The sequence below is a fragment of the Escherichia sp. KTE159 genome, from assembly GCF_000408805.1.
Taxonomy (GTDB): Bacteria; Pseudomonadota; Gammaproteobacteria; order Enterobacterales; family Enterobacteriaceae; genus Escherichia; species Escherichia marmotae.
The window spans coordinates 2,845,837-2,868,557 of record NZ_KE137292.1; the positions used below are offsets into that span (position 1 = coordinate 2,845,837).

Annotated in this window: 17 protein-coding genes; all 17 read right to left on the minus strand. The window is 52.4% G+C overall.

The features are described 5' to 3' along the window. Positions 1-922: 922 nt before the first annotated feature. The 17 genes from yghD to A31E_RS08135 all read right to left on the minus strand — a co-directional run bounded on the left by yghD (position 923) and on the right by A31E_RS08135 (position 22,718). The gene (gene yghD, locus A31E_RS08215; protein ID WP_016249198.1) at positions 923-1,459 is read right to left on the minus strand and encodes a GspM family type II secretion system protein YghD; all 537 of its coding nucleotides are present in this window, start codon (positions 1,457-1,459) and stop codon (positions 923-925) included. Between the two features lies 1 nt (position 1,460). Then, positions 1,461-2,639: a type II secretion system protein GspL gene (gspL, locus tag A31E_RS08210; protein WP_016249199.1), complete on the minus strand. Its 1,179-nt coding sequence runs from the start codon at positions 2,637-2,639 to the stop codon at positions 1,461-1,463. Further along, positions 2,636-3,613 (minus strand): type II secretion system minor pseudopilin GspK, encoded by a 978-nt coding sequence (gene gspK, locus A31E_RS08205; RefSeq protein WP_000633185.1) that lies wholly within the window; start codon positions 3,611-3,613, stop codon positions 2,636-2,638. The genes gspL and gspK overlap by 4 nt, the downstream gene beginning before the upstream one ends. Then, the gene (gspJ, locus tag A31E_RS08200) at positions 3,610-4,215 is read right to left on the minus strand and encodes a type II secretion system minor pseudopilin GspJ (protein ID WP_000822464.1); all 606 of its coding nucleotides are present in this window, start codon (positions 4,213-4,215) and stop codon (positions 3,610-3,612) included. Before gspJ ends, gspK begins: the two co-directional genes overlap by 4 nt. Then, positions 4,212-4,583 carry a type II secretion system minor pseudopilin GspI gene (gene gspI / locus A31E_RS08195; protein WP_016249200.1) on the minus strand — a complete coding sequence of 124 codons (372 nt, stop codon included), beginning with the start codon at positions 4,581-4,583 and terminating at the stop codon, positions 4,212-4,214. Before gspI ends, gspJ begins: the two co-directional genes overlap by 4 nt. Then, complete coding sequence (gene gspH / locus A31E_RS08190) at positions 4,580-5,143, minus strand: type II secretion system minor pseudopilin GspH (RefSeq protein WP_016249201.1); 564 nt, start codon at positions 5,141-5,143, stop codon at positions 4,580-4,582. Before gspH ends, gspI begins: the two co-directional genes overlap by 4 nt. Before the next feature lie 3 nt (positions 5,144-5,146). Beyond that, entirely contained in the window at positions 5,147-5,602 is a 456-nt protein-coding gene (gene gspG, locus A31E_RS08185; RefSeq protein WP_001087280.1) for a type II secretion system major pseudopilin GspG, read from the minus strand. A 16-nt stretch (positions 5,603-5,618) separates the two neighbouring features. Next, positions 5,619-6,842 (minus strand): type II secretion system inner membrane protein GspF, encoded by a 1,224-nt coding sequence (gene gspF / locus A31E_RS08180; protein ID WP_016249202.1) that lies wholly within the window; start codon positions 6,840-6,842, stop codon positions 5,619-5,621. Further along, the gene (gene gspE / locus A31E_RS08175) at positions 6,842-8,335 is read right to left on the minus strand and encodes a type II secretion system ATPase GspE (protein ID WP_000249315.1); all 1,494 of its coding nucleotides are present in this window, start codon (positions 8,333-8,335) and stop codon (positions 6,842-6,844) included. The genes gspF and gspE overlap by 1 nt, the downstream gene beginning before the upstream one ends. Next, a complete protein-coding gene (gene gspD / locus A31E_RS08170) occupies positions 8,335-10,395 on the minus strand; it encodes a type II secretion system secretin GspD (RefSeq protein WP_000498809.1) in 2,061 nt (686 codons plus the stop codon). Before gspD ends, gspE begins: the two co-directional genes overlap by 1 nt. 29 nt (positions 10,396-10,424) lie before the next feature. Continuing rightward, positions 10,425-11,384 carry a type II secretion system protein GspC gene (gspC, locus tag A31E_RS08165; protein WP_000135106.1) on the minus strand — a complete coding sequence of 320 codons (960 nt, stop codon included), beginning with the start codon at positions 11,382-11,384 and terminating at the stop codon, positions 10,425-10,427. Between the two features lie 17 nt (positions 11,385-11,401). After that, positions 11,402-11,812 (minus strand): type II secretion system pilot lipoprotein GspS-beta, encoded by a 411-nt coding sequence (gspS2, locus tag A31E_RS08160; protein WP_001309757.1) that lies wholly within the window; start codon positions 11,810-11,812, stop codon positions 11,402-11,404. A gap of 65 nt (positions 11,813-11,877) precedes the next feature. Continuing rightward, on the minus strand, positions 11,878-12,687 hold the full coding sequence (gene pppA / locus A31E_RS08155) for a prepilin peptidase PppA (protein WP_000895881.1): 810 nt from the start codon (positions 12,685-12,687) through the stop codon (positions 11,878-11,880). A gap of 325 nt (positions 12,688-13,012) precedes the next feature. Beyond that, positions 13,013-17,590: a lipoprotein metalloprotease SslE gene (sslE, locus tag A31E_RS08150; RefSeq protein WP_016249203.1), complete on the minus strand. Its 4,578-nt coding sequence runs from the start codon at positions 17,588-17,590 to the stop codon at positions 13,013-13,015. A 493-nt stretch (positions 17,591-18,083) separates the two neighbouring features. Next, positions 18,084-19,766, minus strand: a complete 1,683-nt coding sequence (gene glcA / locus A31E_RS08145) for a glycolate permease GlcA (RefSeq protein WP_000259271.1) — start codon at positions 19,764-19,766, stop codon at positions 18,084-18,086. 354 nt (positions 19,767-20,120) lie between these two features. Beyond that, positions 20,121-22,292 (minus strand): malate synthase G, encoded by a 2,172-nt coding sequence (gene glcB, locus A31E_RS08140; RefSeq protein WP_016249204.1) that lies wholly within the window; start codon positions 22,290-22,292, stop codon positions 20,121-20,123. A 21-nt stretch (positions 22,293-22,313) separates the two neighbouring features. Beyond that, entirely contained in the window at positions 22,314-22,718 is a 405-nt protein-coding gene (locus A31E_RS08135; RefSeq protein WP_000853256.1) for a GlcG family protein, read from the minus strand. Positions 22,719-22,721 lie beyond the last annotated feature (3 nt).

Consider the following 22,721-nt stretch of genomic DNA (forward strand, 5'->3'; position numbering starts at 1 on the left):
CGGTTCGGCCTTTTTAATAGCCGCAAACAATTTCTGCAGAAATTATTTCCGCAGAAATAATCTGTTCTATTTCCGTCTCTTTTCTTCTAATCCATTCTTCAGGCATGAATGTATTCGGTCTTCTGGTAATTTCAGAAAACTGGCCGTTTTAGAATGTGGAGTTAATTTCTCAGGAAATTATTTTTACCATTACTGTTAACTACTTGATTGTAACACCTCTATGGATTTTATGCGTAACAATTCCTACAACCTGTATCAAACCAGAACGCACGCAATTGATTACCAATAAATTGTTTGCCAAGAAACTATTTCTCTATTTAAAATTCACTCATGTACTTCTTATTTACATCTACAGCACCCTCTTCACAGCCATATTTGTGATTTATATCACATTTAAATGGTGTTATTTAAGTCGCACCAATAATCCCAGAAGTAATTATTTTCGTCGATTAAAATATACACCTTGATTATTTTGTGTATTTATTTTAACCAGTGTTACAACCAGCATCATCCCTCAGTAGATATACCTGAGCAGACTTTTCTAAAAATCGACGAATAGTTTCCATGGAAATTATTATACTTACTTGAAATTCCATTTCTGATTATCTCCAGGAATTTTACTAATTTCCAAGCTACACAAAATACAGATCACACAAGAATTATCCTATATGTTTTGACCTATCAATTGCCACCTAATGATTCATTGCATCTATTAATAATCATGATGTATTGCCACACGTAAGCATATTTATAGGACGCCGGGCTGTTTCAGGAGAGAACTCGTATCTGTTGTTTTGCAGAACATTCAGTGATGAGAGGAATGGGATATTTCTTATTGCAAAAACATTCAATTCGGTGAGTGGATAAGAAGATTATACACTCACCTTTCGGGCTGAATTTCACAGGGAATTTACTGGAACACTTATCCTCTTATCAACTCCAGTCGCTGCACATTCACCATTCCTGGCTTCTCACCTGCACTGACATCAATTTGTGTCACCCGCAGCGCATACTTTTCATCCAGCGCGTTTAACCAGTTCAGCAGGTCATTAAACACCACCGGATCTATCCAGACCTGAATATTCTCCCCACGCTCGGCTATCCGCTTGATGACCACAGAATGCGCGGAAGCGCTGTCACTGATAACCCGCGATACCTGTGCAGGCGTTGTCGTGGCGGATTTTCGCGCTGCGATAATATCCGGTGCGGCGCGTTTCAGTCGGGTGTTCATCACCTCCAGTTGCTGCAACATCGTCTCCTGTTGCTCTATCCGTTCGCTCAACGGCTGCCAGATGGGGACGTAATATCCGGCGCTAAACAGGAACGCCGCCGCGGCCAGTAACATGCCCTTTTCGCGCGGCGAACGCCCCGCCAGGTGTTGTGCCAGCCAGTGTTCGCCACGGCTTAACTGGCGCTCACGCCATTGCTGAAAATAGTGAATCAATTTATCGCGTAACATGTTATTTCCTCCGCAACGTTACGCCGCCGGAAACCGCATCACCCTCTTTCTGTAACGCGTCCTGTTGCACAACATAATCTGCCGCCAGTGCGCTACGCAGTTTGTCGAAACTGGCAAAGCTCGCTGCCCGCAACTGAAGGTGGAGCGTCTGGCGTTTTTGATCAAAGGTGAAACCACGCATCTCAATGTCGGAAAGTGATGCCGATTTCAGGGTGCTGGCGATCGCTGACAACTCGGCAAGTAGCCTGGTATCGTCAGTCTGTGGGCGATATTTTTTCATCGCCATCGTCACCTGAGAGCGCAAATTCACAATCCGCTTCTGCTCCGGGAACAACGTTAAGAACTGTTTCTCTGCCTGGGCGCGGCTTTGCGCCACCTGTTCGCTGACGCTCCATAATGTCACGCCCCGTTCCACTGCCAGCGCAACCAGAATCAGCAATACAGGCAGAACCATCACCCGCCAGCGTGCCCACTGTTTTCGGTAGCTGACGCGAGGTTGCCACTGCCCTGTCAGCAGGTTCCCTTCTGGTTCACCGCAGGTGGTAATAGCGGGCAGAGACGTGATCGTCAGGCGTCCGGCGTCTGCGCCAGCCCATGCAGATAGCTCTTCCGGTGCAATGCCGACCACGGTTAACGAAAGCGGTGATTCCTGCTCATTGAGCTGTGCGCGGAACATGACCGGAGCCAGCGCCCACCCGGCACTCCATCCCCGACATTCATCGATGCGGCAGATAACCCGTTGCGCATCGCCAGCCATAGAGCCACAAGGAATGGACATCCAGTCCGGCGCGACGGTAGCGCGGGTGATGCCGTTTGCCTGCAACCACTGCGCAATGTTGCGCATATGCTGTTGGTGAATCACTGCTACGGTTGCCAGTTGCTGGTCGATTTTCAACGGGGCGAAATGCAGTTCATCAATATCCTGGTTCAGCTCTTCTTCCAGTAAGGCGGGCAGAATAGTCGGTATCTGCTTACGGGGAACATCAGGCAGTTCAACCTGCCAGATGCTGATCCATTCGCCGGGAATGTAGAGCCGAATCGTATCAGTTTGCAGCCATTGCTGAAGCTGTTCGTCGGCAATGTCAGGCCAGATGCCGTGCTCAGCATCGACGGTACAGCGCTGCCAACGAATGGGGTCAGAGGCGCAAAGCGGGAAAAAAATCTCAAGCATGGAACTCACTCACTTTCTCCTGTCTGATGCCAGAGAACCGAAAAGTGTTGTGGCCCCATGCGGACAATTAACGAATTCATCGTCAGTTCAATCTCATTCACGGTGATATCTGAACGCAGCCAGAAGTAGTTGCTGTCCACGCTCAGGACGGTTTTTAGCTGTTTTTTTGTACGCTCATCGACGTCAGCGAGTAGCGGCTGTGCAAGAAACTGATCGACATCTTCCCAGCCCTTCGCCGGACGTTGTTGTAATAATGCTCGCGCCTGAACAGGGCTTAACCACGGGTCGAACAGCGCCTCAAGAATCACGCTTTGCGCGACCTCTAAGGTGTTGATGTTGATTTGTTGGTGGGTCATCGGTAGCGCACAGACCAGCGGTTTGAGTTTTTGATAAAGTCCGGCGTCCATTCCCTGCACCACACGCATTTCGCTGATATCCGCCAGCGGTTGATTCGCGGCGTAGAACGGCACCGAGCGGGCGAGATACTCACTGTCTTCACGACCCAGCCGCGTTTGCACGCTGCGATCTTCGTCAATAAACTCCCACAGACTTTCGGCTATCAGCTCAGCCCGATAAGCAGGCACATCGAGACGCGTGATCAAGGCAATCAACTGTTGCACCGCAAGCGGACGCGTCGCCGTCGTCGACTGTGCGAGAGCATTCAGATTAAAGCAGGCCTGTGCGTCACGCAGGGTGACGGCAATTTGCCCCTGCGGCAGTGGGAAAAAACGGGGGCCGGAAGCCCACGGCTGTGCCAGATACACGCGTTGTTCATTTTTCAGGCTCAGGCTGAGCGCGCTCAGCGCCAGGCTTTCTGCACTGGCGCTGTACCACAGTGCCTGCTGGTACTCCTGCTGGCTGCGCGTTCGCCCAAGTTGTTGCTGCATCCGCCCGGAAAGTGTGATGGTTACCAGCATTATGACCGCCAGCAATACCAGCACCACGACCAGTGCCATTCCGCGTTTTGGTGGTGAGGTGATCATGATAATTGCGGCCCACGTAACAACCAGATGCGTTCAATCTCGCCCCATTGCGGCGAATGCAGAGTCATGCGCACCGCCACAGGGATCGCCTGCCCTGACGACCAACTCGCCTGCCAGCGCGTGCCGTCGTAGAACTGCAAACGGAGCGAATCCGCCGGAATTAATTTTTGCGTTGTTGGCTTCACGCTGCCCGCTGCATCGGTCAGCGGCCAGGCTAACCGTTCAAGGTAACCGTCATGAATGCGGTAACCGACAGTGAGCAGATTACTGCGCGGCAGGCGCATCAACGGATTAACCACGCCGCCACGCACAAAGCGCATCCCTTCACTCTCAGACGCCAGCACGCCTGCACCCGCCAGTAACGCCGGTTCCCTCTGGCCCTGCTCGCCTCTTACCAGACGCGGCATCATTTGGGTCAGATCATGGGTCAGAAAACTCATCGTTTGCTGCATGAGGTTGAGTTTTTGATCGTGCTCCGCGACGGCGCTATTCACGCGCGTGACACCGTTTGTCACCTGCTGCGCCATCAGTGCCAGTGAGGCAAAAATGGCAATTGCCACCAGCATTTCCAGTAACGTAAAACCAGGGCGAATCCTTTTCACTGTTGGCCTCCCACGGCGCTAAACCAGGCGCGCCGTGACTGAACCACCGGCGAAAAGTCTTCGTGAAGGCTGACTTCAATATCCACCGCCTGGAGCAACGCGTTGCCTGTATTCAGTGGGATCGTTCGCCAGTACCAGCGGTTTCCTGCCATGTCGCTCTCGCCCTGATGCCTGACCGCCCGCTGTTCGCGGGTCATCAGGTAGAGCAGTGCGATCTGGTTTTCGGCCACCCAGCCAGCTACCGTTTTCTCCTCAAGAATTTGCTGATTACTCAGCGCGCCGCTGGCGATCTGTAATACCGCCGTGGCAGCCAGCGCAAAAATCGCCAGTGCGATCATCACTTCCAGCAACGTAAATCCGCGCTTCATGGCACCCTCTCATCACATTGACTGAGAGATAACGCGCCATCGTGCGCCAGTTTCACCGCCTGGCATTCGTTTTGCGCCGCAGAATAAAAGCGCAGCGTAAACGGTGTGGCAGGTTCAAAAGGCGAGAAGCGGATTTGCGGTGTCTTCTTTTTCGCCTCTTTTTGCAGCTCCAGTTCAATATCATGCAGCGTCAGGCGACGACGTTGCAGCTCCAGCGCATACTCCTTCTGCCAGATATCACTGCCGGGTTGTAACAGCATCTGCACCTGTTTCGGCACCGTAACCTGTGCCGATAACCGGGGCGCGGAAACGGGCAACCACTGCCCCTGACGACGCTGCATAAACTGGTAGCCGGGCGGGTCGATTAGCACACCGAGTGTTTGCCCTTCGATCACTGCCTTGTCCTTAAACTGCGCAAAGCGAGTCAGAAAATCCTGCGCCGCTTTTTTCGCAGGCGATTCAGAATCGGTCGCAAAAGTCTGTACCACGCCTGCACTGGCAAGGCCGATCAGGAAAATCACCAGCATGATTTCCAGAAGAGTGAATCCGCGTCCAGGCACTGATTACTGAAACTCCTGTAAATTCCAGTTACCGATATCTGCGGCAGCCCCTTCTCCGTTTTCCTGACCATCCGCCCCTAAGGTGTAAACATCAAACATCCCTTTTTCACCCGGGCTGAGATACTGATAATCATTGCCCCACGGATCTTTTGGTAGCCGTTTAATGTACCCACCGGTACGGTAGTTGCGGGAATCTGCCATATTGGCCGGTTGCTGGATCAGCGCCTCAAGCCCCTGCTCGGTGGTTGGATAACGCCCGTTATCCAGTCGGTACATGTCCAGCGCGTTTTCCAGCGCCACGATATCGCTGATGGCTTTTTGCCTGTCCGCTTTCTCTTTGTTGCCCAGCAGGTTAGGCACCACCAGACTTGCCAGGACGCCAAGAATAACAATCACCACCATCACTTCCAGTAGGGTAAAACCTGCCCGTGGTTTTTGCGCGCGGGATAACGAATTCATGTGATAACTCCGTAAATTACATTCCAACCATATTGTTCAGTTGCAGCATCGGCTCGAGGATGGCGATGACGATAAACAGCACCACGCCCGCCATCATCACCACCAGCGCCGGTTCAAACAGCCCTAACGCCAGCCCCACCTGGGTATCAAACTCCCGTTCCTGGTTGACCGCGGCCTGTTCAAGCATGGTTTCCAGCTCGCCGCTCTGTTCACCAGAGGCGATCATGTACAACATCATCGGCGGGAACAGGCGCAGATCCGCCAGCGCGGCGCGCAGACTGCTTCCTTCGCGGACGCGATCTGCCGCCAGTAGCAGTTGCTGCTCGACATAGCGATTTGCCGACACGGCGGCAGCGGTCTGAATGCCTTCCAGCAGCGGAACACTGCTGGCGGTGAGGATGCTTAACGTGCGGGAAAAACGCGCCGTATTCAGCCCGCGAGCAACCCGCCCCGTCACGGGCAAGCGCAGCAAAGTTTTATCCCAGCGCAGCCGCATAGTCGGCTTTTTGAGTAGTCGTTGCCCCAGCACCAGAAGCCCCAGCAATCCCGCCAGCCAATAAACGCCGCTGGCTTGTAAGGCGTCGCTCATGGCGATAAGGGTGCGGGTGGAGGCGGGCAGCGCGTGTCCGAGGTGATCGAACTGTTCGATAATTTTCGGCACCACCGCCGTCAGCAAAATAGTGACCACCCCCGTTGCCACCACCAACAGCACCAGCGGGTAGAGCATGGCCTGCAGCAGTCGTGATTTCAGGCGCTGGCGCTGTTCGGTGTAATCCGCCAGGCGATTGAGCACCACATCGAGATGCCCGGATTTTTCTCCGGCAGCCACCATCGAACAAAACAGAGAATCAAAGACGCGGGGATGTTCGCGCAGGCTGTCCGACAGGGTGTACCCCTCCTGAATCCGGCTGCGCAGCGCCATTCCCAGACTTTTCACATGCAGTTTTTCGCTTTGCTCACTGACCGCCTGTAAGCAGGTTTCCAGCGGCATTGCTGCCTGAACCAACGTTGCCAGTTGGCGGGTGAACAGCGCCAGATCTGCCGCCGCCACACGACGATGTGCGTGCCGCCGACGCTGCAACATTCCCCCTGACGAAGCATTCAGCCGGGCTTCAATGTGCACGGGAATGAGCTCTTTACCGCGCAACAACTGGCGGGCATGACGCGCGGAATCCGCCTCAATCATGCCTTTGGTTTTGCGACCATTACGCTGTAGCGCCTGATAGTAAAACAGTGCCATTACGCCTCCATCGTTACCCGCAGCACTTCATCGAGAGAGGTTTCTCCGGCGAGTACTTTCTCAATGCCGTTGCTGCGGATACCCGCAGAGTGTTGCCGGACATAACGTTCCAGCTCCAGTTCCCCGGCCTGACGGTGGATCAAATCACGCAATGTGGCGTCCACCACGATCAGCTCATGGATGGCGGTGCGCCCACGAAAACCTTTGTGATTACAGGCGGGGCAGCCCTGCGGATGGTACAGAGTGACGGTTCGCGCATCGGTAATCCCCAACAGGCGTTTTTCTTCGTCAGTGGCAGGTGCGGGCTGGCGGCAGTCGGGGCACAGCGTGCGAACCAGTCGCTGCGCCATCACGCCCGTCAGACTGGAAGAGAGCAGGAAAGGCTCTACGCCCATATCCTGCAAACGCGTGATTGCCCCCACCGCCGTGTTGGTATGCAACGTGGAAAGAACCAGGTGCCCCGTAAGCGACGCCTGAACGGCGATTTCTGCGGTTTCGGTATCGCGGATCTCACCGACCATCACTACATCCGGGTCCTGACGCAAAATCGCACGCAGGCCACGGGCGAAGGTCATGCCGACACGGGTGTTGACCTGCGTCTGACCAATCCCTTCAATCATGTATTCGATGGGGTCTTCAACCGTGAGAATGTTGCGCGAGTGGTTGTTCAGCTCCTGCAATCCGGCGTACAGCGTGGTGCTTTTGCCAGAACCCGTCGGCCCCGTCACCAGAAAGATGCCGTGCGGTTTGTGCAGTAGCTGGCGCAACTGCGCGGTCAGTTCATGACTCAGCCCCAGACGCTCCAGCGTCAGGCGAGCCTGGTTTTTGTCCAGCAGTCGCAGCACCACGCGTTCACCCCAGGCAGAAGGCATGGTGGAGACACGCACGTCAATCGCCCGACCGCCCAGCAACAGCGCAATACGCCCATCCTGCGGCACGCGCTTTTCGGCAATGTCCAGCCGCGCCATCACCTTGATACGCGACACCAGCAGCGAGGCCAGTTTGCGCCCGGGACGCAGCATTTCATGTAGCGTTCCGTCTACACGAAAACGGATCACCAGACTCTTTTCAAACGTCTCAATGTGGATATCCGAAGCGCCTTCTTTAATTGCCTCTGCCAGCATGGCGTTGATCAGCTTGATGATCGGCGCATCGTCGTCACTTTCCAGCAAATCTTCCGTTTCTGGCAGCTCTTCTGCGAGGGTAAAGAAGTCCTCGGCAGAACCGAGATCTTCCATCAACTGGCGAGCTTCGGAAGAGTCCCGCTGCCAGACCGCATTCAGCCGCTGTTCAAATTCGGCCTCGTCGATTTGCCGCAGCGTAAAGGGCGCGTTCAGCCCCCGTTGCAGCTCCTGCAAAACAGAGAGCGACAACGGATGAACATGGAGGATCTCCAGCGACGCTTCGCACCATGCCACCAGGCTAAACCGACGGCTGAAACTGTAGGGCAGACGCACGGTGTTAGCGGAGGTTTCCTGTGCTACAGGCACCATTAACGCGTTCTCCCGGCATTGAGGAACGCGCGAACTTCCGGCGGTAAGGCCTGGTTTTGCGCTGGTAGTACCGGCTGCGCAGTGTTCGGCATCAGGCTTAAGCCTTGCTCATCGCGATAGATCTGCTCGGCGCGCATATAGTTATATTTGCGCTGCGAAACGCCGTCTGCCGCCATACCGTCACGCAGAATGGTCGGGCGGATAAACACCATCAGATTACGTTTTTCTTTTTTATCTGCCGTGGACTTAAACAGGTTGCCAATCAACGGGATATCGCCCAACAACGGCACTTTCGCCACGCTTTCTCCCGCCTGGTCGTCCATCAGACCGCCAAGCACAATCAGCTCACCATCGTTAGCCAGCACGGTAGTCTTCAGTTTGCGCTCGCCAAACACCACATCGAGGCTGGTCTGTCCTTCCACCTTCGACACTTCCTGCTCAATCACCATCTGTACCGCGTTACCTTCGTTAATCTGCGGCGTGACCTTCAGCATGATGCCGACTTTTTTCCTTTCTACCGTGTTGAAAGGATTGCTGTTATTGGAGCCAACGGTAGAACCGGTTAATACCGGAACGTCCTGACCCACCATGAAGAAGGCTTCCTGGTTGTCCAGCGTGGTGATGCTCGGCGTAGAAAGGACGTTAGAGCTGGAGTCGTTTTTGACCGCCTGCACCAGCGCCATCCAGTCGCCTTTCACCACGCCAACCGCCGTACCGCTAAAACCGGAAAGTAGCTGGGCGAGCGTGGAGAGGTCACCGTTGGTATCCGGGTTAATGGTGGTGGCACCGTTTTCGCTGATCACCGTGGAACCTTTCTGCGGCTTCGCCTGAGAAATCGCCGCCCCCAGCGTGCCGATAGGGATCTGCGTGCCGTTGGCAAACTGCATTAATCCGGCATCTTTCGACGCCCACTGCACGCCGAAGTTGATATTGCTGCCTTCGGCAACCTCCACGATCAACGCCTCGACATGCACCTGAGCACGGCGGATATCCAGTTGTTCAATCACGCTTTGCAGCGACTGCATGATGTCCTGCGGCGCGGTCACAATCAGGGCATTACTGTGTTTGCTGGCGGCAATAGAAACAACCTCACGTCCGCTACTGACCGTGCCTTCCGCCTCTTCTTTAGCGGCGGTGAGCGTGCCGCTGACCTGTTTCAGAACATCGACCAGATCTTCCGCTTTGCTGTATTTGAGATAGAACACCTGGCTGTTGCCGCTGCGTTCCATTTCTGAGTCCAGGCGACGGATCAGACGGCGCATTTTGTCTCGCGTAGCGGGATCGCCGCTGACAATGACGCTGTTAGTGCGTTCATCAGCAACAATCTGTGATTTCAGCGTTGCTGGTTGGTTCTCGCCGCTGTTTTTGGTCAAGCTTTCCAGCACGCGGGCAATTTCCGAGGCCGAGGCGTTATCCAGCGGGATCACCTCTTCGGTGCGGTTTCCCGCATGATCCACGCGCTGAATCACTTCCGTCAGCCGTTCCACAACCGAGGCGCGTCCGGTAAGCATAATCACGTTGGAGGGATCGTAATTAACGACGTTGCCAGAACCCGCGCTGTCGATCATCTGGCGCAGAATCGGTGCCAGTTCGCGTACAGACACATTACGTACCGGCACCACTTTAGTGACCATTTCATCGCCCGCGTAGTTATCGTTACCTTCACCGACCAGCGGCAACGGCTCGACTTTTGCGGCGCTGGATTTCACCACCTTCAGCACGTCGTTTTCCATCGGCACGACGGCATACCCCTGCGCTTCCAGCAGGTTAAGGAATAGCTGGTAATACTGGCGTTCATTGAGCGGGGTCATAGTACGAATACTCACTTTCCCCTGAACGCCCGGCCCCATAATGATGGTTTTATTGAGGTTAGCGCCGACGGTTTCGATAAACGATTTCAGGTCGGTATCTTTAAAATTGGCGGTAAAAGTGGCTTCTTCCGCCCAAACTGGTGAACTGCATAATGCCGCTGCCAGCATCAGCGGCAGTAAACGCTTTTTTGTTTTGAGGCCAGTTGTCTTCTTACGCCAGATCGACAACGTAATATCACGCCAAAACACGATGAATGATTCTCCTGGATTAAATGCGGTTAGCGCAGCGCGATGGAAATGTCGTAGCGCGCACCCTTGCGTAAAACCGTGAGTTGAATGGAATCCATTGAAGGTAACTGCCGCATCAGAGCAATCATTGCTCGTGGATCAGTGAAATCCTGCTGATTTAACGCAATGGCGATATCGCCTTCCTTGAAACCGCTGGCATCGAACAGAGAACGATCTGCCCCCGGTTTCACTGCATAACCGACAATCCCCTCCTTACGCACAGGCGTAAGCTGGATATAGTTAAAAATTTTCTGCGGGTCTTTCGCCAGTGCCTGGCGCACGGCAGCCGGGATCTCAACTGGCGTGCTGGCGGCAGGTTCAGCGGCTGTTTGCTTTGCTTCGTCACTGACGGTTTTTTCATTGGTCACGGCAACGGTGGAACGCTCCTCTTCTGCCAGACTCAGGCGCTCCATTTTTCCCTGATAACGCAGCACCACATGATCGCGATAAATCTCTTCGATCACCGCGTTGTGAGAGTCAAGCCGTTCGCCCAGCAAATAGACCTGCTGTTTGCCGCCTTCTTCAATAACCGCGCCGGGTCTGGCACCAAAGGCGATTCCGCGCAGTACCACGTTAAGACGCGTTTCTGCCACCGGTGCCGGTTCGGGTTGTTTTACCAGTGCAGCAACGGGCTGATATTTGCCAAACCAGTTTTGCTGGCTGATTAATTGCACGTCTTTTTTATCGAACGTTTTTACATCCGCACGGGTCGATTTATTCACCGATGGGGAAATCGCCGTATATTCCGCAGAAAAGGAGATATAGCGCCAGAGTGAATGCGCCATTTTTGCAGAAATAATAAGCAACATCAGCCAGAACATCCCGCGTGCAATTTTGCGCAGATGCTCTTTGTCTGTATTAAGAGATTGTCCCTGGCTAAGAGTGTAACGAATTTTAGTCAGCCATTGATTGAGATAAATTCGTGCGTCACGAAAAACAACCCGCGCCAATTTATATATACCCGACGTTATGCTTTGACTATTCCACAGGTGGTACGATCCAGTTTCCGCTGATACTGGTTGCCTGTGCGTGTATCATTAATCGTTATGCTGTAATTAATCCCCTCAGTGATCATTAATTTCACCGTTGGGTCAGCGCACATTTGTCGTTGATAGCTGGTTAAAAACGCGTCCGGCGTTTGCGTGGTTTGAGCACCCGCTTCGCTGATAATGGTCATTTTTACCGTCGTGCCGCTACTTTGCGCCAGCACTAAGGTATATCCCGCAGATTTAATCGGCAGGTTTTGGCTGATATTTTGCGCCTGTTTTTTCGCCAGTAAACTGGCGTTTTCATTATGACTTGCGCAGCCACTTAATAATCCTGTAACGCTTAACAATAGCGATATTAATACCCTCCCTGGCATTTGTTTTATCGACATAGTAAATAATCTCTAAGGTTATTAATGAGAGTAAAAATGTCACTTCGATAATGACGTGGTTATCATTAAAACAATGCCTGTAGATAAAGTGTTGCTATACCGCCCAGACTTAAACACGGTCCAAAAGGCAGCGTCGTTGATCCTTTTTTTGTAATAACGGCATATATCAGCCCGCAGCATGATGCAATTAAAGCAACATGGGGTAGCGACAATGCCCCCACCCAGCCACCTAAAGCGGCGAAGAGTAATACATCGCCCATGCCTAATGCTTCTTTACGCAGAATTATTCCGGCCAGCCAGCGAAGGGAATAAAAAGTGACAAACCCCACCAGTACGCCGGTGACTGCATCTTGTAACGTTAGCGGACTCTGCTGTGCCCATGCCGCAATCAGCCCCGTCCACAATACTCCCTGAGTAAAGACATCGGGCAGCCATTGATTATCGAGGTCGATGATACTCGCGGCAATCAGCCAGGCGGATAATATCATCACCGCCAGCCCCCATCCACTTTCCGGCCAGACCAGACTTGCCAACAAAAAAGCGAGTGCCGTCAATAACTCCACCAGCGGATAACGCTTGCTGATTTTCGTCTGACAATCACGGCAGCGCCCTTTGAGCATCAGCCAGGAGAGCAGCGGAATGTTGTCACGAACGCGGATGGTCTGCTGACAATGCGGACAATGCGAGCGTGGCAGCGCCAGGCTTATTTTTAGCTGCGTGCTCGGCGTTTCACCGTGAAACTCCGCCATTTGTTGGCGAAGCATGATGGGGTAACGCCAGATCACCACATTCAAAAAACTGCCGATGATTAATCCTCCGACGGTTGCCAGGACAGGCATCGCAGCAGGATATTGCTGAAAAACATCAAAAAGCATGGTTAAAGGTTATTTGTTGTAACTTGCCGGATGCGGCGTGAACGCCTTATCCGGCCTACAGGTGTCTGCCAACGCAAGTAATCGCGGCTTCTTCCCTCCAGGCCCGATAAGCTGGCGCATCGGGCATATATGTTGACCCGGTGCGCCTTATTTCATGCCGGATGCGGCGTGAACGCCTTATCCGGCCTACAGGCGTCTGCCAACGCAAATAATCGCGGCTTCTTCCCTCCAGGCCCGATAAGCTGGCGCATCGGGCATATATGTTGACCCGGTGCGCCTTATTTCATGCCGGATGCGGCGTGAACGCCTTATCCGGCCTACAGGCTTATTCGGCTGGCATCGAATACTCGGTAACCTTATTAATGGTTTCCGGCCCTTTTTCCGGTTTCGACAGGTGCATCGCCGCGAGCGTGTTGTAAGCCGACTGGCTCACTCCGCCTTCGAAGCTCATCTCACTTGCCCCCGGAAGCTGGTAAGCATTTGCGCCCGGATTCCATTTCTTAAAGAATTCCGAAAGATCCGCCTGAGCGACCCAGGATGCACACAGCATCAGCGTGTCAGCAGCGTTACCGTTTGACTCAGCACAGTAATTTCTGCCGCCAAACTTGTCATTGCTGACATCATCGCCGCGCGCTTTACGGTGCATCAACTGGAACAGGTTCCAGCCCTTCATCCCTTTACGATCGCTGTAGAACTTAGGCAGCTCACCATCTGGATACCACTGTTTGATATCAAAGTTTTCCTCTGCCCACTCCTTCAACTGTGCGTACATCAGCAGACGGTCACCCGCACCGCCGCGCGCCCAGGCCTGACCGTTGCTCTCGTCCAGATATTCCGGCGCGACGGTAATGTCGTCAGCGACACGGTTCATCTTACCGAGATAGCGATCCTGCATGTACAGCGCCAGCACGTTGTTCGCCACTTCAGTTGCACCCGGTACGTTCAGCGGTGTTTCTGCAGCGTTATGACCGACTTCGTGCCAGATCAACCAGTCGTTCAGCGGCGTCGTCGGCAGCGTGGTGCTGTTCGTCGAGAAGCTGCTGTTCATTACCGGATAACCCGAGTGCGCATCACCGATGGAGATCTGCACATCGTTGGCGAAACGATGCTTGTGACCTGTCAATGCTTTATAGGTAAACATCCGGTGGTTACCACTTTCGCCATCACGACCGTAGAAGTCATTCATCGAGCTGGCAAAGGTATCCAGTTCCTCTGCGAATTGTTTCAGGTCACCCTTGTAATTGCTGGCGTTCAGGTTGCTCTTCGGTGCGGTGTAGACGAAAGAATCTGACTCCAACTCGCCCAACGGCGCAGGAGATTTCAGATCGTTTTTCCATGCGCCGTCTTTATAGAACGGTGCTTTTACCACACCAGTAAAGGTGAAGCTGGCAGATTTATTATTCTCCTTGCTGTCGCCCTTGATATAAATCAGACCACCATAAGGAGCCGTAAACTTCACCGTACCATTAGCCTCCAGAGTATACGTTTTAGTCACTCTCGGCGGACGGTTCAGCGCAACTTCATGCTTTTCACGTCCGGTCAGGTCGTCAGCCAGCGCCACGGTGACAGTCACAGGAACGTCCGCTGTAGACTCAATGGTGACCTCTTTCTGAGCCGGAGCCCACAGGCCGGTTGATTGCATGTTCCCCGCAAACCATTTGGTCGGATTCGAGTACAGGCTGATGGTTTCAGTAACCTCCTCTCCACCTACAGATACCGCTCCAGGATACTTCTCAACATCAACTTTGATGTTCAGATCCCACCAGGAACGCCCCAGCATCAGACGCGTCAGCGGTTTTTCCATATAGTTGAGCGGATAGCTCGGGTTCATCATGCCCGCTTTGGTAGTATTATCTCCGTAGATCATGTTGTTATCGACCAGCGATTTCTTCAGTTCCGCGGAGCACTTGGTGCCGCCCTCGTAAGCATTGTTGGCGTAGCAGTTCAGGAACTCGGTGAACGTTTTAAAACCCAGCTCGTCATTTTTGCCTTCTTCATAACGATAAGCCGTGTCGTTCCACAGCCAGACCGACATGTTCTGGTACAGACGTTCCAGATCGACGCTGTTCAGACGTTCGCCTTTACTGCCTTTAGTACGGAAATAAAGCTCATGTTGATACAGGCGCTGAATGTTGGTGCCTAAATCCGCAGCCTGCACCATCGCTTTCGCAGTGTCGGCGTCAAGATTCAGTTGCGTATAGCGCGGAACAAACATGCCAGTATTATTCTCTGGCGTTACAGGAACTCCCGTGCCCGGGCGGTATTCCAGACAGTTGACCTCGTAGTGGTAGTCAGGATCCTTACACACCTCTAATCCAGGAAATGCCTTAAGGATTTTTGCCTTTGCCGCCTCCAGAGACTCTTTTGTTTTAAACTCCGCCTCATCGATAAAGGCATAGCGCTTGACCTGTTCGCCATCGACATCTTCCAGCCAACTGGCCACTTCCAGTTTCGGCTTGTCATCAGGCTTACCTTCTTCCTGATATTTCCAGGTCACTTCCCCTGTAGTTGGGTCGATGGTGTACGGCGGCTGCGCACCGTCTGCGGTAGGATAACGTTCATAAACCCAAATGCCATTCGCTCGGCGCTGGCGTACGCGATCCGGATAACCCTGCGGATCGTTGTTCACCACCGATTTGTTCAGAGCCATTGACAGACCCGCGGCATCCAGCAGACGCACAAAGCCAGACGCGCTCTCTTCCTTAAGATTGCTCATCACGTTTTCCATGATCAGCACTGAGCCGCCTTTGTTCAGATAGGCGATCAGATCGGTCACATCCTGCTGAGTCAGCTTCGGTTTGCTGGTATCTGCACGCAGAGGCACTGCATAGGGATCGCCAGACCACTGAGTCACATATTCAAAACCGTTGAGGATCAGCAAAGGAACTTCTTCCGGATTCAGATCGCCATAGCTGGTCAAATGTTTAACAGAAATACCTGCAAAATCCGGATGGAAGCCAAATGGAGCACTGTTCCCAGTGACCTGGCCATGACGTTTGAAATAAACGTTTTCCAGGTTCGTACCCACGGTCATTGTGCTCTTGGTATTCGGCTGCCAGATGTCGTTTGACAGGTAGCGCAGTACGTTCTGCATGAAGTGCTTCATATCATCTGAATCACCGCTGAGCGTACACTCACCTTTATCATTGACACCACCGGCCCAACTGTAACCATTAGGGCAACGCAAAATGCTGTTGTAGTGCGGGTTACCGATAACCATCAGCTTGCCATCACCGACTTGCCCCAGCGAAATAAACGGCAGGTTGAAGGTCGCGGTATCGCGCGTCACGTTTTCCGGCACAACAAGAGAAGGCGCTTCAGTAATGTACGCCAGCTCGTTTTTATCCCAGGCGCGTTTTTCACCAAAGGCCAGCCAGTAGTTTTTATCATTACGCGCCATCAGAATCGGAAAGGCCGCGTTGGAGATATTCACCACCGCCTGACCGCGCGCATTACCGGTGCTGCCATAGAAGTTGGTGGAGTCATGGAATACATGGAACTTGCTGACAGATTGGTAGTTCGTATCCACACCCCACAGTTTGTTGATAACGCCCTGAATCTGACCGTCATTAACATTGCGTGTCGTCAGCGAGAACCAGCGAGCCTCGTTACAACCGGCGGTTTTCGTACAAATCGCGGTATCGATCTCTTTGGCCTGTCCCGTCTTAAACTGCTCGATAAATTCGTTTGGCAGCACAACGGTTTGATCGCCTTCATCCAGCGTCGCGCCATTGGATAACGAGAGATTGATAATCTCGTTAATCACGTTGGGATATTCAGCAAAGACCTTGCGTACATCGTCCGGAACAACACGGGTATTATTTTGCCCGGTCGTCGAATAGCGATGAATCAGTTGATCGACATTCGCGCCGCGAACTTCATCACCCAGTTCAGTCAGCGCAATGGTCGACTTGTTGCCGCGTACTGAGCCAAGTTCAAAGGTATCGATACCAAAGGAGATGGTTTCGCCCCAGCTAAAGGAAAATTCACCATTTTCCCCTGTCACACCACGGCCTGAATTGGTGTAGTAGTCAACACCAGCAACACCATATCCCTGGCTATCCACCAGGCGGCCTTCGGAGAGAATAATTTCAGTAGGTTGATACTGATAAAACTGTTCCGCATTAGCTGACACAAATTTGGCGTTCAGATCCGGCGTTGTTCCCTCTGTCGTGACGGGCACGACCGGTGAGGTATGGGTGGATGGCGCTTTATCGGTCGCGACATTGTTTTCCACTTCCTCATTTACCAGCTTTTTGAATTCTTCCGGTGCCAGATCGATTTGCTTATACAGTTTTTCAAAGCGTGCGCGATCGACCACTGACGAGAAGGTCAGACAAAGTTGTTCTGCATCCGCCGGGCAACTGTCGCTGGAAGTTAACAGAGAGATAGCGTTGGTTTTCTCATTTTCAGAATCCGCCAGCTCCTGCGCGTCCTCGAGGCTAAACGACACTTTGTCAACCGCACGCAGGCTACGCGCAGCTTCTGACTGGGTGTTGAAAGTTGCAATGGTCGTACTACCAACCACACAACTCACGGTGTTGCCAGGTGTAAAAGTAAAGCCATCGCTGGATTCACCATTACAGGTAGCACCAGTTACCCGCTGGCTTCCGCCCAGGGTCAGATAACCCGTTTTCGTGGGAACAGGTTCTGGCTCTGGTTCTGGTGTCGGCTCAGGATCAGGTGTTGGATCCGGCGTAGGTTCTGGGTCCGGCGTCGGCTCAGGCGTCGGCTCCGGGTTTGGTGTTGGATCAGGTTTCACTTCCGGCAAAGACCCTGTTCCAGAATCTACAGGCGGAGTATCGGAGGACGAGCCTGAACCACCGCCATCACAACCGGCTAACAGGGTTGCGCTTAAAATAGCCGCTAAAAGCGATTTCTTATATTTAAATTTCTTATTCATTAATAACGCAAGTGACAAAACAAAGTTAAAAAATTCGTAACTGTGGAAATAGTTTTATGTTTTACCTTCTCTAAAAATGACCTCCATTCTTAAGAAATCTGCATTATTGATAACGAAATAGATAAAATTTATAGGAATATCCCCTATACGATGTCAGAGGGGTGATTTATAAAAATTTTCAACAAACAAAAAAGTAACAATTATTCACAATGTTACTATCTCAAGTCATTGATAGTTTTAACGATTGCGATTGTAAAAGCAACAGATAGCACGCTACTTGCTCATCAAGCGAACACAATTAATACAGCTTGTTTTGCGTGATAAAAAAACACAGATTTTCACGCCATTAATTATTTACCGGGTTATCTAATCATCAAACATTATTGATCTGATGATAATAAATAGAGAAATAATCTTGCTATTGTTTAGCCGGAATAACGAAACAGATATGAAAAAAGCCGGATGATATTTACAGCCATCCGGCTCTATTGAATTACGAAACCAACATTCCGGTAAACACATATGCCTGCAGCAGCGTGATAATGCCAATAACGCTGGCAAAGATCAGACTGTGCTTCACGGTGTAACGGAACAATTCAGATTCTCTGCCCACCATGCCCGTCGCGGCGCAGGCCACGGCGATAGATTGCGGGGAGATCATCTTGCCTGTCACGCCGCCGCTGGTATTTGCTGCCACCAGCAGAGTGTCCGAGACGTTGATTTGCTGCGCGGTGGTTGATTGCAGTGAACCAAACAGGGCGTTCGAGGATGTGTCAGAGCCGGTAAGAAATACCCCCAGCCAACCAAGGAACGGCGAGAAGAACGGGAACATCACGCCAGTACCCGCCAGTACCAGCGCCAGCGTAGTGGACATGCCGGAATAGTTGGTCACGAAGGCAAATGCCAGCACCATGCCAATCGACAATATCGGCCACTTCAGGCTAATTAGCGTTTCTGCGAAAACGCCAATACCTTTCTTGATCCCGACACCAAGAATGAAGATAGAGATAATTGCCGCGATAAAAATCGCAGTTCCGCCAGCGGAGAGTGGATCAAATTTAAACACCGCATCCATTGGCGTCGGTTGGGCGACAATGGGTGCCGCTTTCAGTACCTGTTGATGCAAATGGGGGATCTGGAAGTTAATCACCAGCGAATAAAACGCGCCGCCCGGAGCGAATAACGCTTTAAACGGCTTCATGGTCCAGATGGTGACCAGCACCGTTAAGATTAAAAACGGTGACCACGCACGAATGATTTGCCCAAGGCTGTATTCTGACGGTACAGGGCCGCCAGAAGACGGTTTATTCACCACCATCGCACCTGCGGATTGCCCCATGCTGATTGCCGTTTCGGTATTTTTCGGCCGCCAGACTTTGAGGAATAAAGAGAGTGAGACGATACTCACCAGCGCCGAAGTAATATCCGGCAGTTCCGGGCCAATGTAGTTAGAGGTAAAGAACTGGGTAACTGCGAAGCTACCACCCGCCACCAGCGCCGCTGGCCATGTCTCTTTCACCCCTTTCCAGCCGTCCATCATCGCCACCAGCCAGAACGGCACCAGTACCGACAGGAACGGCAACTGACGTCCCGCCATTGCGCCAATGTCGAACGGATCGATGCCAGTCACCTGACCGGCAACCAGAATAGGCACGCCCAACGCACCAAACGCCACCGGCGCGGTGTTGGCAATCAGACACAGCCCCGCCGCGTATAACGGTTTAAAGCCCAGTCCCACCAGCAGCGCGCCAGTAATCGCCACCGGCGCGCCAAAGCCCGCAGCTCCTTCTAACAGTGCGCCAAAAGAGAAGCCAATCAGCAACACCTGCAAACGTTGATCGTCGGTGATGGAGATAACCGAGCTGCGGATAATATCAAACTGGCCGCTGGCAACGGTTAATTTATAGAGGAATACCGCCGCGACAATAATCCAGGCGATTGGCCATAAACCATAAATAAAACCATATCCCGCAGCAGCAAATGCCATATCAATCGGCATTTTAAAGGCGAATATCGCAATCAATATCGATAATATAAGGGTTATTGCTCCGGCGACATGCCCTTTCAGACGTAATATCGCAAGCGCAACGAAGAAGAATATTATCGGGATCAGGGCAACCAGAGCGGATAGCCCCAGCCCTCCCATCGGCATATACATTTGGGTCCAGGTAACCATATTGTTCAGTCTCTTATTATCTTTATATGCTTGATATGCTTAAGGTTGTAATAAGCAAAAGAGGACTGAACTGTAAAATATAGGCGTTATACTTTACAGCAACAGCACGCCGCTAACGCAATTGCTACCTCAGGCATAACAAGTATATCGGGTAAGGGGTTCTGTTCCGCACCCGCAGGCGCAGAGTATCGTTAAGATGTCCATATTGTTGTTTTAACCCGCTAATGATGCGCTACGGGTATTTAATTTTATTAAACCCTGATAATCGCTCCGGTTATTTCCGGGATAAATGTACTACCGCAGTAACTATAATAGCCCCAGCGGTAAAACTTGCCGGGGCTTTTGCTATTGCTATTAATGACTTTCTTTTTCGCGTAAACGCCAGGCATGTAATAACGGTTCGGTATAACCGTTTGGCTGTTTCACACCGAGGAAGATTAAATCGCTGGCGGCTTTAAACGCACACGAGTTAGCAAAATTCCCCACCATCGGACGATACGCCGGATCGCCAGCGTTTTGCTGATCAACCACTTTCGCCATATTCTCCAGCGACGCCTGCACCTGTTCTTTGGTCAGAATACCGTGACGTAACCAGTTGGCGATATGTTGGCTGGAGATGCGCAGCGTTGCACGGTCTTCCATCAGCGCCACGTTGTGGATATCCGGCACTTTTGAACAACCAATCCCCTGCTCTACCCAACGCACCACATAACCCAGAATCCCCTGCACGTTGTTATCCAGCTCTTGTTGGATCTCTTGTGCCGACCAGTTTGCGTTTTCAGCAACCGGAATGGTCAACAGATCGTCCAGCAGAGGCTCAAATTCTGCATTGAACTCTGTGTTGGCAATGTTGGCTTGCACGCTCTGTACGTTGGTTTGGTGATAGTGCAACGCATGCAACGTGGCTGCGGTCGGTGACGGAACCCAGGCCGTGTTCGCCCCGGCACGTAACTGATCGCCCTTTTGGCTGTACATGTCTGCCATCAGATCTGGCATTGCCCACATCCCTTTACCGATTTGCGCTTTACCGCGCAGCCCACAAAACAGGCCGGAAAGCACGTTATTGCGCTCGTAGGCTTTGATCCACGGTGTCGATTTCATCTGGTTTTTACGCAACATCGGGCCCGCTTCCATCACCGAATGCATCTCATCACCAGTACGGTCGAGGAAGCCGGTGTTGATGAACGCCACGCGGTTGCGTGCCTGCGCGATACAACTACGCAAGTTCAGCGAGGTCCGGCGTTCTTCATCCATAATGCCCATTTTCAGGGTATTTGGTTCCATACCAAGCATGGTCTCAACGCGGGTAAACAGTTTGTTGGCAAACGCCACTTCCTGCGGACCGTGCATTTTCGGTTTCACAATATAGACGCTGCCAGTACGCGAGTTTTTCTGCACTTTTAAGTCGTAGAGGGCAATCGCACCTGTCATGACGCCATCAAGAATACCTTCCGGAATTTCATTGCCTTCGCTGTCCCAAATTACGGGGATAGTCATCAAATGCCCCACGTTGCGGATAAACAGCAGCGAGCGCCCGTGCAAAGAAATTTCAGAACCATCGGCGGCGGTGTACTGACGATCGTCATTCAGTTTACGCACGATTTGCCGACCGTTTTTCTCCATTTTCTCTTGCAGAGTGCCCTGCATCAGCCCCAACAGATTGCGGTACAGCAGGATTTTATCTTCAGCATCAACCGCAGCGACCGAGTCTTCACAATCGAGAATGGTACTGATGGCGGCTTCGACGATAACGTCGTTGATATGCGCCGGATCGTCTTTGCCAATCCGTCCGTTGGCATCGATTTGCAGTTCGATATGCAGACCGTTATTTTTCAGCAAAATGCAGGTCGGTGCAGCAGCATCGCCACGGTAGCCGACAAACTGCGCCGGGGTACGTAACGTGGTTTCTGAGCCATTTTTCAACAGAATACGTAATTGTTTGTCGACCACCTTAAACGCCGCCACATCCTGATAGCTGCCGTTTTCCAGCGGTAGTGATTCATCGAGGAAGCGGCGAACCCAGGCGATAACCTGCGCACCACGCTGCGGATCGTAGCCGCTGACCATCGCCCCTTCCTGCGGGATGATGTCGCTGCCGTATAGCGCATCGTACAGTGAACCCCAGCGAGCGTTCGCCGCATTCAACGCGTAGCGGGCGTTCATTGCCGGAACCACCAGTTGCGGCCCCGCCTGGCTGGTGATTTCGCTGTCGATGCCGGTGGTTTCCACCGTCACATGGCCCGGTTGCGGCACCAGGTAGCCCAGTTCACGCAGGAAAGATTTATAGGCTGCTTTATCTTTTACCGGCCCCGGATTGCGGCGATGCCATTCGTCGAGCGCCGCCTGAATGCGATCGCGCTCTGCCAGTAACTGACGATTCTCTGGCGACAGATCGTGAACAATATCATCAAAATTGTGCCAGAACGCCGCAGAGTCCAGCCCTGTTCCGGGTAAAACTTCTTCATCAACAAAACGTTTAAAGTTGGCGTCAATGCGTAAACGGCCCTGGGTTATGGTTTCACTCATTGTTAATCTCCTCGTTTTCGCTTATTTCGCCAATACCGCTGCTGCCGCTTTCGCGACCTGCGCATCCTGTGCCCCGGTTAAACCAGACACACCCACAGCGCCAATAATCTGCCCATCAACAACAACCGGTACGCCGCCTTCCAGCGACGTCAGTAACGGTGCCGTCACAAACGCCGTACGTCCGTTGTTCACCATCTCTTCATAACCCTTAGTTTCGCGGCGCCCCAGCGCGGCGGTACGCGCTTTCTCCTGGGAGATGTAGGCCGCAATCGGCGCGCAATCATCCATACGACTTAACGCCAGCAGATGACCGCCGTCATCGGCAACAGCAATGGAAACGGACCAGTTATTTTTCTGCGCCTCTTCCTGACCTGCGGCAATAATTGCACTCGCCATTTGCTGGCTAAGAATGACTTTAGTTTTCATTTT

Bases quoted from the DNA above. Each gene is read 5' to 3' on its own strand.
- gspK (WP_000633185.1), bottom strand. From the start codon at position 3,613: ATGATCACCTCACCACCAAAACGCGGAATGGCACTGGTCGTGGTGCTG.
- gspF (WP_016249202.1), bottom strand. From the start codon at position 6,842: ATGGCACTGTTTTACTATCAGGCGCTACAGCGTAATGGTCGCAAAACC.
- yghD (WP_016249198.1), bottom strand. From the start codon at position 1,459: ATGTTACGCGATAAATTGATTCACTATTTTCAGCAATGGCGTGAGCGC.
- sslE (WP_016249203.1), bottom strand. From the start codon at position 17,590: ATGAATAAGAAATTTAAATATAAGAAATCGCTTTTAGCGGCTATTTTA.
- gspS2 (WP_001309757.1), bottom strand. From the start codon at position 11,812: ATGTCGATAAAACAAATGCCAGGGAGGGTATTAATATCGCTATTGTTA.
- pppA (WP_000895881.1), bottom strand. From the start codon at position 12,687: ATGCTTTTTGATGTTTTTCAGCAATATCCTGCTGCGATGCCTGTCCTG.
- gspE (WP_000249315.1), bottom strand. From the start codon at position 8,335: ATGGTGCCTGTAGCACAGGAAACCTCCGCTAACACCGTGCGTCTGCCC.
- A31E_RS08135 (WP_000853256.1), bottom strand. From the start codon at position 22,718: ATGAAAACTAAAGTCATTCTTAGCCAGCAAATGGCGAGTGCAATTATT.
- gspI (WP_016249200.1), bottom strand. From the start codon at position 4,583: ATGAAGCGCGGATTTACGTTGCTGGAAGTGATGATCGCACTGGCGATT.
- gspG (WP_001087280.1), bottom strand. From the start codon at position 5,602: ATGAATTCGTTATCCCGCGCGCAAAAACCACGGGCAGGTTTTACCCTA.
- glcB (WP_016249204.1), bottom strand. From the start codon at position 22,292: ATGAGTGAAACCATAACCCAGGGCCGTTTACGCATTGACGCCAACTTT.
- glcA (WP_000259271.1), bottom strand. From the start codon at position 19,766: ATGGTTACCTGGACCCAAATGTATATGCCGATGGGAGGGCTGGGGCTA.